The sequence below is a fragment of the Anaerofustis stercorihominis genome (assembly GCF_005844425.1).
GTDB lineage: Bacteria > Bacillota > Clostridia > Eubacteriales > Anaerofustaceae > Anaerofustis > Anaerofustis butyriciformans.
This window is the reverse complement of record NZ_SPHL01000006.1, coordinates 39,167-55,331: the sequence shown is the minus strand read 5'-3', so window position 1 is coordinate 55,331 and position 16,165 is coordinate 39,167. Positions and strand designations below refer to the sequence as shown.

The 16,165-nt window shown below is 29.8% G+C and carries 15 protein-coding genes; 3 read left to right on the top strand and 12 right to left on the bottom strand.

The window, feature by feature from the left end; translation table 11 throughout:
• Nucleotides 1-163: 163 nt before the first annotated feature.
• The 7 genes from FGQ49_RS03010 to FGQ49_RS02980 form a co-directional block, all read right to left on the bottom strand.
• Entirely contained in the window at nt 164-1,180 is a 1,017-nt protein-coding gene (locus FGQ49_RS03010; RefSeq protein WP_138268436.1) for a sensor histidine kinase, read from the bottom strand.
• Complete coding sequence (locus tag FGQ49_RS03005) at nt 1,177-1,842, bottom strand: response regulator transcription factor (RefSeq protein ID WP_138268435.1); 666 nt, start codon at nt 1,840-1,842, stop codon at nt 1,177-1,179. Before FGQ49_RS03005 ends, FGQ49_RS03010 begins: the two co-directional genes overlap by 4 nt.
• Nucleotides 1,843-1,947: 105 nt before the next feature.
• Nucleotides 1,948-3,084 (bottom strand): hydrolase, encoded by a 1,137-nt coding sequence (locus FGQ49_RS03000; protein ID WP_138268434.1) that lies wholly within the window; start codon nt 3,082-3,084, stop codon nt 1,948-1,950.
• The gene (locus FGQ49_RS02995) at nt 3,081-3,401 is read right to left on the bottom strand and encodes a hypothetical protein (RefSeq protein WP_138268433.1); all 321 of its coding nucleotides are present in this window, start codon (nt 3,399-3,401) and stop codon (nt 3,081-3,083) included. Before FGQ49_RS02995 ends, FGQ49_RS03000 begins: the two co-directional genes overlap by 4 nt.
• A gap of 11 nt (nt 3,402-3,412) precedes the next feature.
• Entirely contained in the window at nt 3,413-4,681 is a 1,269-nt protein-coding gene (locus FGQ49_RS02990) for a PTS galactitol transporter subunit IIC (protein ID WP_138268432.1), read from the bottom strand.
• Nucleotides 4,682-4,712: 31 nt separating this feature from the next.
• Nucleotides 4,713-5,000: a PTS galactitol transporter subunit IIB gene (locus tag FGQ49_RS02985; protein ID WP_138268431.1), complete on the bottom strand. Its 288-nt coding sequence runs from the start codon at nt 4,998-5,000 to the stop codon at nt 4,713-4,715.
• 22 nt (nt 5,001-5,022) lie between these two features.
• Entirely contained in the window at nt 5,023-5,784 is a 762-nt protein-coding gene (locus FGQ49_RS02980; protein ID WP_138268430.1) for a DeoR/GlpR family DNA-binding transcription regulator, read from the bottom strand.
• A gap of 278 nt (nt 5,785-6,062) precedes the next feature.
• On the opposite strand from FGQ49_RS02980, the gene FGQ49_RS02975 reads away from it, so the two are divergent.
• From FGQ49_RS02975 to FGQ49_RS02965, 3 genes are all read left to right on the top strand, one after another.
• The gene (locus tag FGQ49_RS02975) at nt 6,063-6,518 is read left to right on the top strand and encodes a hypothetical protein (RefSeq protein ID WP_138268429.1); all 456 of its coding nucleotides are present in this window, start codon (nt 6,063-6,065) and stop codon (nt 6,516-6,518) included.
• A 114-nt stretch (nt 6,519-6,632) separates the two neighbouring features.
• Nucleotides 6,633-7,466 carry a pyridoxamine kinase gene (locus tag FGQ49_RS02970; RefSeq protein ID WP_138268428.1) on the top strand — a complete coding sequence of 278 codons (834 nt, stop codon included), beginning with the start codon at nt 6,633-6,635 and terminating at the stop codon, nt 7,464-7,466.
• A gap of 12 nt (nt 7,467-7,478) precedes the next feature.
• Nucleotides 7,479-7,973: a pyridoxamine 5'-phosphate oxidase family protein gene (locus tag FGQ49_RS02965; RefSeq protein WP_138268427.1), complete on the top strand. Its 495-nt coding sequence runs from the start codon at nt 7,479-7,481 to the stop codon at nt 7,971-7,973.
• Nucleotides 7,974-7,996: 23 nt separating this feature from the next.
• Here FGQ49_RS02965 and upp read toward each other — a convergent pair whose 3' ends face one another.
• The 5 genes from upp to ptsP form a co-directional block, all read right to left on the bottom strand.
• The gene (upp, locus tag FGQ49_RS02960; RefSeq protein ID WP_138268426.1) at nt 7,997-8,626 is read right to left on the bottom strand and encodes a uracil phosphoribosyltransferase; all 630 of its coding nucleotides are present in this window, start codon (nt 8,624-8,626) and stop codon (nt 7,997-7,999) included.
• A 177-nt stretch (nt 8,627-8,803) separates the two neighbouring features.
• Nucleotides 8,804-9,880, bottom strand: a complete 1,077-nt coding sequence (locus FGQ49_RS02955) for an MORN repeat-containing protein (protein WP_138268425.1) — start codon at nt 9,878-9,880, stop codon at nt 8,804-8,806.
• A 16-nt stretch (nt 9,881-9,896) separates the two neighbouring features.
• Nucleotides 9,897-11,489: a ClC family H(+)/Cl(-) exchange transporter gene (locus tag FGQ49_RS02950; RefSeq protein WP_243112210.1), complete on the bottom strand. Its 1,593-nt coding sequence runs from the start codon at nt 11,487-11,489 to the stop codon at nt 9,897-9,899.
• Nucleotides 11,490-11,735: 246 nt separating this feature from the next.
• The gene (locus FGQ49_RS02945) at nt 11,736-13,898 is read right to left on the bottom strand and encodes a X2-like carbohydrate binding domain-containing protein (RefSeq protein ID WP_138268424.1); all 2,163 of its coding nucleotides are present in this window, start codon (nt 13,896-13,898) and stop codon (nt 11,736-11,738) included.
• A gap of 457 nt (nt 13,899-14,355) precedes the next feature.
• Nucleotides 14,356-16,071 (bottom strand): phosphoenolpyruvate--protein phosphotransferase, encoded by a 1,716-nt coding sequence (ptsP, locus tag FGQ49_RS02940; RefSeq protein ID WP_138268423.1) that lies wholly within the window; start codon nt 16,069-16,071, stop codon nt 14,356-14,358.
• Between the last annotated feature and the right edge of the window lie 94 nt (nt 16,072-16,165).

Sequence of the window (16,165 nt, the reverse complement as noted above, 5' to 3'; positions counted from 1 at the left end):
ACACACTATACGTGCCAGCTACTCCCTTTTATTAGTAAATAATATACATTAAAATACGGAAAAAATCAACAAGAAAATAATTAATTTACAATTATTGTTTGTAAAATTTTTATGTAATATTCCATATGATTAATACATATAAAAAAGGAGTAATATACTACTTTTAATCATTCATATTTACATAAGAACTTAGAGGAAAAGTAATAATAACGGCAGTCTTTGCATTTTCCTGTGAAAGAATTTCTATTTTATGATATAAGCTGTCGCATAAGGTTTTGCATATATAAAGTCCCATGCCGGTTGATTTATATACCTTTCTGCCGTTTTCACCTGTAAATCCTTTATCGAATACTTTTGGAAGATCGCTTCTTTTTATACCTATTCCGTTATCCTCTATGTATAATTGTATACTATCTTTTTTCTTTATGGTATATATCCATATTTTTGCCTTTTCTTTTTTAGAATATTTTATACTGTTTAGTATAATTTGATTGATTATAAATTCTAACCACTTACTGTCAGAATTCACATAAACATTAAGATCTTTTATTTTAAGGCTTATTCTCTTTTGAATGAAGTCTTTTTTATTTCTTATTACAGCTTTTTTTACAATATCTTCAAGATTAACTTTCTTTATTACATAATCCTTTTCAACATGCTTACTTCTCGCATAATAAAGCACTTGTTCCACAAGGTTATCTATCTTACCAATTTCCTCTTCTATACTTTCCGTTACATCATTTCTGTTATTTTCGATTATCATAGAAGATGTTGCGATTGGAGTTTTTATTTCATGACACCAAAGCTCTATATAATCTTCTAAATCTTCGTTTTTTCTTTTAAACTCATTAACATTTTCTGACATGGATTTATCTACGGTATACAAAACATCATTTAATATCTCTCCTTCAAGAAAATCCGCACTGCCAATAAGTTCGTTTATAAGATACTTCTTATCAAGCTTCTTTAAGTTTCTATATAAACTATTATAAAATCTTTTCTTTTTTTGATAATCTATCATAAAAGAAATAGAAGGTATAATTATCAAAAATATTAATATATTAATTTTTAGTATTACACTTACTTTAAATATAAAAAGAAAGAAAGCCGTTAAGAAAAATAAAAACACAAATAAACCTATGCTAAATGATCTATCTTTTAAATAATCTTTTAACTTCATGATATTATATAACCCTGCCCCCTTTTAGTTTCTATAAAATGTCCAAGCCCTGCGCTTTCAAGTTTTCTTCTGAGTCTATTTATATTCACTGTTAATGTATTATCATCTACAAAAGCATTATTATCCCAAAGGTAATCCATAAGAGAATCCCTGGATACAATTTTAGACTTATTTTTTATCAAAAAATGTAGAATTTTAAGTTCATTTTTACTTAAATCAAACTCTTTGTCATTATAAGTAAATGTGCTTTTTGATAGATTTACCCTAACTCCCATATAAGAAATAGTATCACTTACATTTTTATTTGCTCTTTTTAACAGTGCTTCTATTCTAGCAATTAGTATTCTTGGATTATAGGGTTTTGTAATATAATCATCTGCCCCATAATTTATACATATAAGCTCGTCCATTTCCGATGTTCTGCTCGTAAGCATTATTATTGGAATATCCGATGTTTTCCTTACTTCCTTACAGATATACTCTCCGTCAATCATAGGTAAATTTATATCCAGTAAAACCAAATCAGAGTCACTGTTAATTATTACATCTACACTGTTTTTATAATCAGTTATCTCATCAACGTCATAGCCGTTATTACTTAAATATAAACCAAGTTCATTCCTTAATTTATTATCATCTTCAACTATTAATATTTTAGGCATATCTTTTCTCCTTGTCTTTTTATATTTTAGCACAAGAAATTTTAATCCATGCTTAAAATTTTATTAATGATTGATTAATTTAAAAAAACGGCAGATACTGCCGTTTTAAAATTCAATATTTCTATATAAAACTTTACCGTCTTTTAAAGTAAGCAATGGAATGATTAATCTGTCTGCGTTAAGCTTACCGCCGTATTTATCACTGAATATAAAATCTTTTTCTTTTATTTTTATAATGCATATATCTGCTACAGTATTTTCTTTTAACGTAGATATATCCTCTAAATGCATCATTTCAGCAGGTCTTTGTATACACATTTTAGCAAGCTCCATAAGAGAAAAACCAAGATTTAAATACATTGACATTGTATAAGGAAGAGAGAATATAGGACGTTCATATACGTTATACGTCACAAGATCGGTACCTAATAAGTCCGGTTTAAATCCTTGTTTTAAGCTTTTGTTAATCATATCAAATGAAAAACTTCCTCTTCCGCTTGCAACATCGAATAAAACGCCTCTTTCTTTTGCCTCAAGAATTTCTTTATGAATTTCACCTTTTTCATTAAAAAGAGTCTGCCCTTTTTGCTGATATATGTGAATCCATATATCATCTTTTCTTAAGATATTTGCAATTTCAGTTATGTTAGGTAAATTTTTAACATGCACAGACAAAGGTAATTTCAATTTATCTGCAATTTCAACTGCTTTTTCCAAAGGCTTAAGACCAAGCCCCCTTACAGAACCATTATCCATTCTTATTTTAAGACCGATTATAGTATCTTTATATTTATCGGTATAATATTTTATCATCTCTTCATTAAAATACTTTGGATCTATATTTTCAAAATAATCCTCGGTTATAAGCCCTGTATTTGAAACATTAAGATAACACTTTATGTTCATCATGGAAGTTAATATGACATTTCTATAAAAAGATTCAAACGTAGACCATCCGGAAGAACCTTGATCTATCGCTGAAGTTACACCGCTTGGAAGCATTATTACATCGGGATTTAAGTTTACATCTCCTCCGCCGTAAAAAATATGAGTATGATTTTCTACAAGTCCCGGCATTACATAACATCCACTTGCATCTATCTTCTGCTTATATGAAACACTTTCATCTTTACTTGGCTTATTTACGATCTTATCCTTTATTATATAAATATCTTCCTTTTTCTCTATATTTCTCAAAGGATCAATTATCGTACCATTTTCTATGATAATATCATATTTCATATTTCATTCCCGCTTTCTCTTAACCTTTTATGAGTTGCTTTTGCTTTTAAAAGTTGGTTTTGTATATCCTTTTTCGTTTTTTCCGCTGATATATCACGAATAATTGAAGTAGCATCAATTGTCTTTTTACTTAAATGAATTTTATCATTTAAGGTTACTGCAAAATCATAATCAAAATTGATATTATCAGCATTTTCACTTTCAACCACTGTTACGTTGCTTTCAATAAAAAACTCATTTCCTAAATTATAGATAATATCAATTATTTTATCAACATCATCTTTATTCTTATTAGAAACAAGAAGTACCTCTACCATAATATACCTCCTTAATTAGCAAGCCCAAATAGAGAAAGAATAGGTTTAATGATTAATAATAATGCATGTTCTGGATTTCCGCCTGCAACAAGAGAAGCTCCTTCAGGAAGTGCAACACCTGCCCAGTGTACAAGTTCGGTAATTAGCGGACTTATTGCATTTATAACATATATATGCAAAGTATAGAATATTAGCATTGTAATTATTGTTCTGAATAAATTTCCTTTAGAATAAGCCGCAGCGGGAACACAAAAATATGTAAGACCTGTTAAAGAAACTATAGGTAAAAATCCGTTTCCAGGAAGAAGAACTGCAAGTAAAATTGCAAAAGGAATCATAATTGTTGATGCTGCAATAACTGTAGGATCTCCTATACCAAGAGCACAATCCATACCAATTAATAGAGATCTTCCTTTAAATCTTTTCTTTGTAAATGCTGATGCTGCAGAAGATATTGGAGCTAGTCCTTCCATAAGAAGAGATACCATTCTTGGAAGAAGAACCATTGCAGCTGCAATTCCAACACCTGTATTAAGAATTTGAGCAACAGGAAGTCCTCCTATTAAACTTATTACGATACCAATTACAAAACCTAAAAACATAGGATCGCTTATTCCCTTTAATTTATTTATTTTTGCGGGATTAATATCAAAATCTCTTACTTTTGGTATTAAGTCTATAACTTTATTCACAATAAAAGAACAAATTGCACTTGTCATTATTGCAAGAGTAGTACAACTGGTTCCTTCAAGTCCAAAATACTCCTGCCATGTTTTGGAATCCCAATCTGCAAGCAAAAGAGTTATTATAGAGAATATCGCAGAAACTATAAGACCAACAACAACACTGCCTGAAACTAAATATGCGATTCCTCCTGCAAGAATAAAGTGGAACATATTCCATATATCGATATTTAGAGTTTTTGTAAATTTTAAACTAAGCATAATGACATTAATTAAAATTGCAATTGGAATAACAAGAGCAGCTATCGGAGTTGCCCATGCTGCTGTACCAATTGTTGGGAAACCTACGTCAATAATATTAAAATTAAGTCCTACCTTTTCTGCCAAAGCCGTTGCAGCGGGAGATACGGCATTTGAAAGAAGAGTTATTATAAGATTAATACCTTGAAATCCGATACCAACAAGTAAACCTGAACGTAAAGCCTTAGATAATTTCATTCTAAAGGCAAGCCCTAAAAGTATAAGGAATAAAGGCATAACAACCATTGTTCCAAGAGAATCAGTTACATATTTTACTACTACCAATAATGTATCCATTTTTTTCCTCCTTTAATTAATAAAAACGTTACTATAAATTTTTTACTTTATTAACAAATTTTTCCACAAATTCATCTTCGCCTATTCCTGTAAGAAGCGATGTTGCAGAAAGCACTTCAGTTTTTGAATTTTCTATATTAAATTTACTGGTTACTACTGCAAGGTCAAAATCATCTATAATTCCTTCTAAAGAACTTATTGATGTTTTTGTAAAATTAACATCTAGATTATTATCGCTTACAATATCTTTAAGTTTTTGTTCAACAACAGTTGAAGTAGCAATACCGCTTCCACAGGCAACAACTATTTTTACGCTCATGTTTCTTTCCCCTCCTTTCCTTTTATTTTGCTATTAAAACTCTTACACCTTTTTCTTCAAAGCGTCTTTTAAGTTTTATATCCATACTGTCGGTAATTAAAACGTCTATTTTATCTACATCACAAAGTTTTGCAAAAGACTGCTTTCCAATTTTAGAACTGTCACAAAGAACAATTACTTTATTTGAATTTCTAATCATTTGTTTTTTTATTGCGATTGAATCCAAAAAGTTATACGAAAGTCCTGTATTTATATCTAAACTATCAACGGATAAGAAACATATATCTGCCAAAGTATGTTTAAACAAATCTTCTGCCATAGCTCCAAAAACAGCATATCCCGGCGTTTTTATATAACCTCCGCATATTACAATATTCATACTCGGATATCCGCATAATTTATTGGCAATTCTTATATCATTGGTAACAACAACTATTTCTTTATCATTTAAGAAAGATGCAATTTCATTTGTTGTTGAACCATTGTCTATAATCACAATTTGTTTGTCTTGAATTAATTTTGACGCAAGTTGCCCGATTTTTCTCTTTTCGTTTATTGCCGTCATATTCTTTTTGTAGTAAGGCATTTCATTTAGCATTATATTTTCCGCCGGTATTGCTCCGCCATGATTTTTCTTTATTTTTCCTTTTGACTCAAGTTCTATCAAATCTTTTCTTATAGTCACCTTGGAAACATTAAACTTTTTTGAAAGTTCATTAACCGTAGCTTCTTTTTTTTCGTATATATATTCCAAAATCGCATATTGCCTTTTATTCTTATACATAACTTTTTTAACCTTCTTTATGTTATCTTTAAATAAATTATAACCAAAACAAAATAAAAAGTAAATTGAAAGCGTTTATTTAGCTTGTTTTTTATGCTATTTACTTTCGTTTTATTTCGTTCGTAAGTTTTTTTAGGGATATTTATTTCGCATAGGAAAGTATTATGATACCCAAAAATCTATTAAAATATTTAATATTACAACAATCATAAATCTAATAATTCTCTTTAAGAATTTAAAAATTTATGATATGATAATTACCTGACAGAGGTGAGAAAATGAATACTTTTAAAATGGAAAAGAAAAACAAAAAAGTTTATGTAACTTTTGGACTTATAATATACGTTCTTGGAATTTTATCTATATTTAATACTTTCAGCATAGCAAAAAAAGCAGGAAGAACAGTTGAAGGGCTTGAAATATTTTTTATTGCATTAGTATTTGTAATTGGAACAATAAATATTTTAAAAGCCTTCCTTTCAAAAGTATCCATAAGTGAAGATACAATAACATTTTCAAGCGGTGTGCTCCCTACAAAAACAGTAAAAAAAGATGAAATTGCAGCCATTTACAGACCTTATAACAACAAGTTTGTAATATATAAAAAGAACGGAAAGAAAGTAACAATAAATTATATTTTTGATAACTTAAGAGAATTTCACAACAAGTTAAAAAAATTAAATGTATATATAACTCCAAGCAAACAAAAAGCATTAAATAAAGTAAACAAATAAAAGAGCATATGCTCTTTTTTTATTAAAATAAAATAATCAATATAATTTATCCTTTAAATTTCTCCTTTTGAGTATTATAATGTTAGCAATATATTATTTATCAGGAGAAAGAAAATGGACAAAGACAAAGATATCTTACTTATAAACGACCTGCCGGGAGTTGGCAAAGTTGCATTATCCGCAATGATGCCGATAGTTTCTTCCCTTGGATTTAGAGTGCATAACTTACCAACAGCAATAGTATCAAACACTCTTGATTATGGTTTGTTTGAAATAATGGATATGACAGACTACATGGAAAAGACAATTGATATATGGAATAAATTAAATTTTAAATTCGATTGTATTTGCACAGGATTTATTAACTCAGATCCTCAGGTTGAATTAATAGAAAAAATAATAAAAGACAACAAAGAAAAATCTCCAATAGTAATGGTTGACCCTATTATGGGTGATGACGGCAAGTTATATTTGGGACTTAGCGAAAATGTCGTAAAAAACATGAGAAAAATGTGCTCTATGGCAGATATAGTAACACCAAATTTAACGGAAGCATCTTTTATATTATATGATGAAATGAAAAATACAGCTTTAACCAAAGAAGAAATAAAAGAGTATATAGACGAATTTAGAAAAATAGGTTCAAAATCTGTTGTTATCACAAGTGTACAACATAAAGATGACAATAATTATTATATAGAAGGATACTCACACTTTGAAGACGAATATTTTTCTATTCCTTATGATTATATAAACGTACGCTTCCCGGGAACTGGAGATGTATTCTCAGCGGTTTTAATCACAAAATTCCTAAAAGGACTTACACTAAAAGAATCATGCAAAGCTGCTTCGGATTTTGTAAGAAAAGCTATGGAAAAAGATGAGAAAATCGTTGTAGACAAAAGAATGGGAATGAATATAGAAGATAATCTTCAATTTTTAAAATAAAAGAGGTTTAATATGAGAAGAAAAGACAGAGAAATGGATAAAAATTTTGCCCTTGACGTTTTGAAAAAGTCACCATATGTAGTTTTATCATTAACCGATGAAAACAACAATCCATACTGTATACCAATAAGCATTGTACTTGAAGAAAATCATTTATACTTTCACTGTGCAATGGAAGGAAAAAAGATAGACTTACTTAAAAACAACAATCAAATCTGCATATGCGCTGTATCAAGGTGCAGACCAAAACCTGAAGAGTTTACAATGGAATTTGAAAGTGCAGTTTTATATGGAAAAGCAGAGGAAGTAAAGGAAAAAGAAGAAAAGATACATGCATTAAAATTAATATGCCTTAGATATGCAAAAAGCAATATGGAAATGTTTGATGATGCAATAAACAGAAGTTTAGAAAGAACAAATGTAATAAAAATAAATATAGATGAAATAACAGGAAAAAGAAAAAAATATTCTAAAGAGGGAAAAGAACTTAAATACGGTGAAAATTAAAAAACGCACAAAAGTGCGTTTTTTTATATCGTACCAAAAATTCTATCTCCCGCATCTCCAAGTCCAGGAAGAATATAACCATGTTCATTTAAACATTCATCTATTACAGCAGTATATATATCAACATCAGGATGTTCTTTTTGAAGTTTTTCTATTCCTTCAGGAGAAGATATTATACATAAAAATTTAATATGTTTAATTCCTCTTTCTTTTAATTTATCAATGGCATCAACTGCAGAACCGCCGGTTGCAAGCATTGGGTCAACAACATAAGCGTCCATAGTTTCGTAATTATTTGGCATTTTAAAATAATATTCTTCTGCTTTTAGAGTTCTCTCGTTTCTTTCAAGTCCTATATGACCTACTTTAGCATTTGGAAGAAGTTCAAGCATTCCATCCATCATTCCAAGTCCTGCTCTAAGTATTGGTATAACCGTTATATTATCATTTATAATCTTTTCACCCGTTGTTTCACAAAGGGGAGTTTTTATTTTTTCTTTCTTTGTTTCAACATTTCTTACTGCTTCATAACCGATAAATAAAGATAACTTTTTTACTGTTTCCCTAAAATCTTTTATGTTTGTTTTTTCATCTCTTAAAGTTGATACATAATCTTTAATAATAGGGTGATCAAGGATAATTACTTGTGACATTCCGTTACCTCTCTTCTGTTTTCTATACTAAAAGTATTTTATTATAATAATACCCTAAAGGCAAATATTTAATTATTAAAAATTTCTTACGAAACTATGTTAAAATATTATAAATATTAAACATTACATTTATAAATCAAGAATTTTTTATTATTACAAAAAAGATAAGGCAAAACCTTATCTTTTATTTTTTACTATTTTACCGTTTTTAAATTCCCCTTCGTATGTTTTACCGCTTGGATAAGTGAGTTTACCCTGACCATTATATTCATTATCCTTAAACTCTCCTTCATATATTACCTTATTTGGATATATAAGTTTGCCAATTCCGCTTCTTTTATTATTTTTAAATTCCCCCTCATACAATGCACCGTTCGCAAAATGCATTTTACCAAAACCTTCTATATTATTATTCTTAAATTCTCCTTCATATACTGCTCCATTTGTATAAAATACTTTCCCCTCTCCTTCACGCATACCATTTTTAAAATTACCTTCGTATACCATGCCTCCTGCATATGTAACTCTTCTAAACCCGTCTTGCCACTGCCCTTTTATAGAATTTTCAATATATTCACAGTTTATATCCTTTGTTCTATCTATAAAGGTTTTTGCCAAAGAAGAAGGTTTTTCATGAATACCCACTACATACTTTGTAAAATCATCTATTTTATTATAAGTTGAATTAAACATTATACTTTTGGGAAACATTTCTTTTGCAACATCTGAAATTTCTTTAGGAAAATATAAATCAGCAGCTCCAAACAAATGTAGAATTTCATGAATTACAGAATTATAATTTTCACCATATAATACTGCAAACTCACAAAAATCATAAAAAGACTCTTTTGCACTTATGGCATAACATAGAGATGGTCTCTTAGTAATAAATAAAAATGCCACCTGGTCCACGTCGTATTTTAAATACATCTTATCATGCACATTTTTCAAATTAAGGCAATCAAATCCATTTGCAAAATCTTTTAACCACTTTTCACAGCTTGTTCTTTCAAAAGGATATGATATATTTAAATAATAAGATGAAACGTAATATTCAAAAAATACATTTTCTTCATTTATACATTTCTTTAAATAATCAAATATATCAAATAATTTTTGGCTTTTTTCTTCTATTTCTCCATTCGTCCATTTATATTCATTGTCACTTACATAAACATTAACAAAAAGCAATTTTCCTCTTAATTTTTTTAATGTTCCTATATTCATTCTGGATAAAAGACAGTGAGTTTCCATATATTACCTCTTAACATTAATCAATATACTTTTTCTCTTTTTCACAACACATCTGCGTTAACATTTCATTCATATAATTCATTTCGTTTTCATTTATAAGCACTGTTATAAAATCCCCTGCCTTAATAGTATTATACCCTCTTGGAATAAACTCTTTATTTCCTCTTTCTATTGCAACAAGAAGACAATTTTTAGGCCACTCAATTTCATCAAGTCTTCTCCCATCAACTTCGCTTTCAAAAGCTATATTATATGTTACTAACATTGTTTCATTGCTTGGCTCTTTAAGTTCTATTTTTTGTTTTTTTAATATATTATCAAGTAAGCTTTCATATATAGGCTCACTTTTAAATATATAAGCAACCACATAAGATATTATGCAGACAAGGCTTATTGATATCATATGAGAAAGAGAGCCTGTCATTTCCGCTATTAATATTATACCAGTAAAAGGTGCTCTTACGGTTGCACAGAAAAATCCCGCCATTGCAAGAATTATAAACTTTTGCGTAAAATCCGCAGAAATACCAATTAGATTTGTGCAAACTACAGCAAAAATAGCACCTATAAAAGAACCTAAAACAAGCAAAGGAAAGAAAATCCCTCCGGGAGCTCCAGAGCCAAAACAAATGGCAGAAAAAATAAATTTTACAATAAGCAAAGTAATAAGTGTTGATAAAATATACTGATTATTTTCAAGTATTTTTACCATTTGATTTCCCCCTGCAAGTACATCTGGAAGAGTAAATGCAAGAATAAATGCAAACACAGTAGGAATTAGTATTTTATATTCGGTTTTTATTTTATTTAGCTTAGCATATATATGCTGAGAATAGACCATAACCTTATTATATATACTACCGCATACTCCAAGTATAACCCCTAGAATAATTATAAGACCAAAATATTTTAATGGGATTGTTTGAAGATTTGTGTAGTGAAATACAGGAGAAAGCCCGAAGATACTTTTTGCAAGAAAATCTGCCGTAATAGATGCTGTCATTACACTTACAATAATTCTTCCGTCAAAATTTTTATGTATTTCTTCCATTGTAAACATAGCCCCTGCCAAAGGAGCATTAAATGCAGCAGCAAGACCTGCGCCTGCACCACATGAAAGATAAACTTTTTCTTTAGTTTTCCCTTTTTTTTGAATTCTTGCAAGAAGTTTTGCAGACATGGCTCCAAGCTGTATGGAAGGACCTTCTCTTCCAAGAGAAAATCCCGATACAATACAAAGAGTTCCTCCTATTATTTTTGCAATTAATACCTTAATTGGATTTTGGGATAAATATCCTTTCATTTCTCCACTTACTTGAGGAATACCGCTGCCGTTCGCCATTGGTTCAAACTTAATTAACTTACCAATAATTAAAGAAAGTAGTATTATAAATACTCCCCAAAAGAACATATACAAAAAATTACCATTTATTGTTTTTATGGTACCAAACAAAAAAGCTTCGGCTTTTGTTAAAAGAAATCTATAAATTATAGCGCTTATCCCTGCAACTAACCCAATAAGAACCCCTTCTAATACAAATTTTATTTGTTCGCTTCCTTTTTTGTTTGAAAGTCTGGTTTTTATATTTTTCGCCATTGTATCGTTCAATGTTTTATCCTCTTATTCATACTTTATTTGATTATATTTTAACACATAAAAATAACAGATATAAATTTTTTTATATGGTTAAATACATATAATAAATTATCATAATATCATTTATACTAAAATATATATATCAATCAAATTTACTTTTAAAGAAATATTAATATATCATTCCTTTAATTTAAAAGGGATGTAAACTTGTTAAATAAAAAGCACCTTTTATCATATTTAAAAGGTGCTTTTTTTTATTTATTTTATATATTTCTTTTTACTTTTGAAACTCACAGCTCCAACTAATCCACAACCGGCAATAATAGATAGTATAGTCCATAATCCAATATTGTTATCATCTCCCGTTTCTGGTGTAATTATTTTATTTTTATCTAATATTTCAAATTCACCAGTTACTTCACCATCTGTATAAATTACAGTTAAAGTATGCTTTCCAACTGATAGTGTATTTAGATATTCCGGTTTTAATGTAATGATAGTACTTCCAGATTTTACTGTATAATTTTTTTCATCAACAGCTTTTCCATCAATTTCAATTCCTACAAATTTTTCAACATCACCATTAACTGTAATACTGATTGAACTACTATCACCTTTAGTCCACTGACTGTTATTTCCTGATATAATATTATAATCTGTAACAGTTTCAATTTTCTCAATCAAAGTTTCACATTTATTTAATATATCATTTAATTCTGCTTTTTCTTCTTCAGTAGCATTGTCAGTATTTATATTTTCTATAATTGTTTTTATTTCTTCAATAGTTGTTTTATCATCAGAAGTTACATTATCAACTGTAATATCTTTAATTGGATCAGCAATGCTTGCAATTGACTTCATAGTAACCGTACATGTTGTGATGTTACCGGCTTTATCTGTAGCAACAATATTATATGTTGTATCTGTATTTCCATCTAAGACAAAACTTTCTTGAACAGAGGCATTATTTAATGTAACAGATTTTAGATTTGCATCAAAAACACTAACACTTTGTGTAGTGTAATAAGTTTCTCCATTAGTTACCCCATTAATAACAGGATATGTAATATCTTCCACACCTTCAACAGTAATTTCTATAGGTTTCGTTACAGAAACAGTATATTGATTATCTTGCTCAATAAGAGCTTCTCCATTTGCTTTTACTGCAAAATTATCTGTTTTTGAGAATCCATCATTAATATTAAGAGAAAAAGCAAGATTATTATCTTGTTGTATATAATCAGGTACTTGAGGACTTAAACTACATATATCCGTATCTATATTTGATACAATTTGATATAAAAGAGCCTGTCCGGCAGGTTTTTCTCCGTTATAAGTACCGCCAAGATTAACCTTTATGCTTCCGTTATTTTGAATATTACCATTACCGGTCATTGTAATTCCCTTAGCAATTGTCAACGAAGTATTTGCAGGAACAGTAAGCTGTTTTCCACTCTCAACTTCAAAGTCATTTTCTAAAATAACATTGCCATAAACAGTTCCGGAATTTCCTTGAAATAAAACCCCAGATGTTTTATTATATGATCCACCATCACTTACGCTAGAAGCAAATATAATACCATTTCCATCAAGTTTTAGAGTTCCACCAGAATAATTATAATACCCACTTCCAATGCCGGCTCCATTATTTCCACCTTGGGCTTTAATCAAACCGCCATATACAGTAATTACGCCTGCATTGTCATCTTTTCCAACGTTATCTCCTCCACCAATTCCGGCAGCATTATTACCTCCTATAGCAGTAATATCTCCACCATATATATTAACGAAGTTTGAATTTGCAGGTGTACTTCTACCATTTCCAATTCCAGCACCTTGATTAGCACCTTGAGCAATAATTGTTCCACTCATTATATTGATAGTTCTTTTTCCTCCGGCACGACCTCCAATTCCAGGCCAACGATTACCACCTGTAGCATATAATGTACCTGTACCTTCAATTGTTAAAGTCGATGTAACCGTTGCTTGACCAGCAAGCCCCATTTGAATACCTGAAGCTTGTGTACTCGCTCCTGATAAAGTATTTTCTGTACCTTCTGCAAGTATCAATGTAAGATTAGTATTATTATCTAATCCTATAGGTGCAGCATTTGAATTTGTTTGAGTAATACTGGTTCCAGACAATGTAACTGTTGCAGTAGCACCGGCTTCGATTAAAATCCTACGACCACTTCCTCCATTATCACCAACAACTGTTACATTTGCGCCATTGGATATTGTATAAACTCCATCTGCATATGTCCAACCATCTCCTGATGCAGCAGGATTTGTATCTGACATATCAATTACATTTCCTTCACTTAAAGCCATTACCGGCATAGGACAAATAAATAACCCTATTACCAATGCCAATGACATAAATAGCACAAAAAATTTATGAGGTACTTTTAATTGTATCATGGAATTTCCTCCTAGAATATTGTCTTTATTTTTTACGACCTATTTTAATTATAGATATGGAATAATTCTAACATGTTTATTTTTTTTGTTCAATATATTTTAATTCTATATGTTGCATAAATATTAATTAAAGATACACTTTATCATAAATAAAAGAATAAATATAAATTTTCTATTAACTATTTAATAATCTATACTACATAAATCTAACAGCCTACAATGAATAAAAAATACAAATTATATATAATGATTAGTAAAAATATAAACATAAAAACTCACAAAATATATTAATATACAATACATTTTAAGTTTAATTAAATATATTTATATCTATGTTATTAACACTGACTATTTATATAAAAAAATAAAAATAGTTACTAAATGATAAAAAATGAATTGATACAAAAAAAGTGTAACCCCATATTATGAGGTTACACTATCATTTTAATTTTTTTAATTAGTCTAAGTATTTAGCTAAGATAGCTTTTACTTCGTCTTGAGTTTCAGCATTTTCTAAAACTTCGTTAGCAATTTCTTTAGCTTGTTCATATGTAAAGCTTCTTACAACTTTTTTAGCTCTTAAGATAGAAGGAGCTGACATAGAGAATTCATCAAGTCCAAGACCTAATAGTAATAATGCAGCTGTTGGATCCCCTGCCATTTCACCACACATACCTGTGAAGATACCTTCTTTATGAGAAGCATCAATAACGTTTTTAACAAGTCTGATGATTGCTGGTGAAAGTGGTTGGTTAAGTTCTGATAAGTTTTGGTTTTGACGGTCAACAGCTAATGAGTATTGACATAAGTCATTTGTACCAATTGAGAAGAAGTCAACTTCTTTAGCGATAATATCAGCTGTAACAGCAGCAGAAGGGATTTCGATCATGATACCAACTTTGATGTTTTCATCATATTCGATTCCTTTTTCTTTAAGTTCAGCTTTACATTCTTCTAAGATACCTTTAGCTTTTCTAACTTCTTGTACGTTAGAAATCATAGGGAACATGATATGAGCGTTTCCGTATACACTTGCTCTAAGTAAAGCTCTAAGTTGAGTTTTGAACATATCAACGTTTTGGAAGCAAAGTCTTACAGCTCTAACACCTAAGAATGGGTTCATTTCTTCTTCCATTGGAAGATATGGAAGTTGTTTGTCACCACCGATATCAAGTGTTCTGATGATTACCGGTTTGCCGTTCATTCCTTCTAAAACTTGTTTATAAGCTTCAAATTGAACGTCTTCTGATGGCATTTCTTTTGAATCCATGTATAAGAATTCTGATCTGAATAGACCTACACCGTCAGCACCGTATTTGTTTGCACCTTCAAGGTCATTAGGGCTACCGATGTTTGCACAAAGTTCAACTTTGTGTCCATCACTTGTTTCACTTGGCATATCTTTAAGTTTAGCAAGTTCAGCTTGTTCTTGTTTGTAAGCTTCTTGTTTAGCTTCATATTCTTTAATTTCTTCATCTGTTGGGTTAATGATGATGTTACCGTCTGTACCGTCAACGATAATTTTTTCTCCACCTTTAACTTCACTTGTAATATTACCAAGACCTACAACAGCAGGAACTTCAAGTGATCTTGCCATAATAGCTGAGTGAGAAGTTCTACTTCCTTCATCAATAGCAAAACCGATAACTTTATCTTTATTCATTTGAGCTGTATCTGATGGTGTTAAGTCAACGGCTACGATAATTCCGTTTTCACCAACTTGTGATAAATCAGCACTTTCAAGACCTAATAAGTGTCTTAAAATTCTGTCTGCAACGTCTTGACAGTCTGTTGCTCTTGCTTTCATATATTCATCGTCCATAGCCCCGAATATTGCAACGAAACCTTCTGTAACTTCGTTTAATGCTTGTTCAGCAACGATCAATTCATTTTTAATTTTATTTTGGGCTTCACCAATGTATCCAGGGTCATCTAAGAACATCATATGAGCAGTAAATACTTCAGCTTCTTCTTCCCCGATTTCTTTAACTGTTTTTTCTTTTAAAGCTTGTAATTCGGCTCTTGATTTTTCAATAGCGTCATCTAATTTTTTAAGTTCTGCATCAACTGCTGATGCTTCGATTTTACCCGGTGTTACAACTAAATCTTCCTTTACATATAAGAATACATTACCAATCGCAACTCCAGGCGATGCATTAATTCCTTTCATGATAAAAACCTCTTTTCTTTGTTATAGATAAATATATTATATTATAAAATAAAATAAAATCATAGTGTTTTTTATAAAACTGTTTACATTTAATTTA

Bases quoted from the DNA above. Each gene is read 5' to 3' on its own strand.
- FGQ49_RS03010 (WP_138268436.1), bottom strand. From the start codon at position 1,180: ATGAAGTTAAAAGATTATTTAAAAGATAGATCATTTAGCATAGGTTTA.
- FGQ49_RS03005 (WP_138268435.1), bottom strand. From the start codon at position 1,842: ATGCCTAAAATATTAATAGTTGAAGATGATAATAAATTAAGGAATGAA.
- FGQ49_RS03000 (WP_138268434.1), bottom strand. From the start codon at position 3,084: ATGAAATATGATATTATCATAGAAAATGGTACGATAATTGATCCTTTG.
- FGQ49_RS02995 (WP_138268433.1), bottom strand. From the start codon at position 3,401: ATGGTAGAGGTACTTCTTGTTTCTAATAAGAATAAAGATGATGTTGAT.
- FGQ49_RS02990 (WP_138268432.1), bottom strand. From the start codon at position 4,681: ATGGATACATTATTGGTAGTAGTAAAATATGTAACTGATTCTCTTGGA.
- FGQ49_RS02985 (WP_138268431.1), bottom strand. From the start codon at position 5,000: ATGAGCGTAAAAATAGTTGTTGCCTGTGGAAGCGGTATTGCTACTTCA.
- FGQ49_RS02980 (WP_138268430.1), bottom strand. From the start codon at position 5,784: ATGTATAAGAATAAAAGGCAATATGCGATTTTGGAATATATATACGAA.
- FGQ49_RS02975 (WP_138268429.1), top strand. From the start codon at position 6,063: ATGAATACTTTTAAAATGGAAAAGAAAAACAAAAAAGTTTATGTAACT.
- FGQ49_RS02970 (WP_138268428.1), top strand. From the start codon at position 6,633: ATGGACAAAGACAAAGATATCTTACTTATAAACGACCTGCCGGGAGTT.
- FGQ49_RS02965 (WP_138268427.1), top strand. From the start codon at position 7,479: ATGAGAAGAAAAGACAGAGAAATGGATAAAAATTTTGCCCTTGACGTT.
- upp (WP_138268426.1), bottom strand. From the start codon at position 8,626: ATGTCACAAGTAATTATCCTTGATCACCCTATTATTAAAGATTATGTA.
- FGQ49_RS02955 (WP_138268425.1), bottom strand. From the start codon at position 9,880: ATGGAAACTCACTGTCTTTTATCCAGAATGAATATAGGAACATTAAAA.
- FGQ49_RS02945 (WP_138268424.1), bottom strand. From the start codon at position 13,898: ATGATACAATTAAAAGTACCTCATAAATTTTTTGTGCTATTTATGTCA.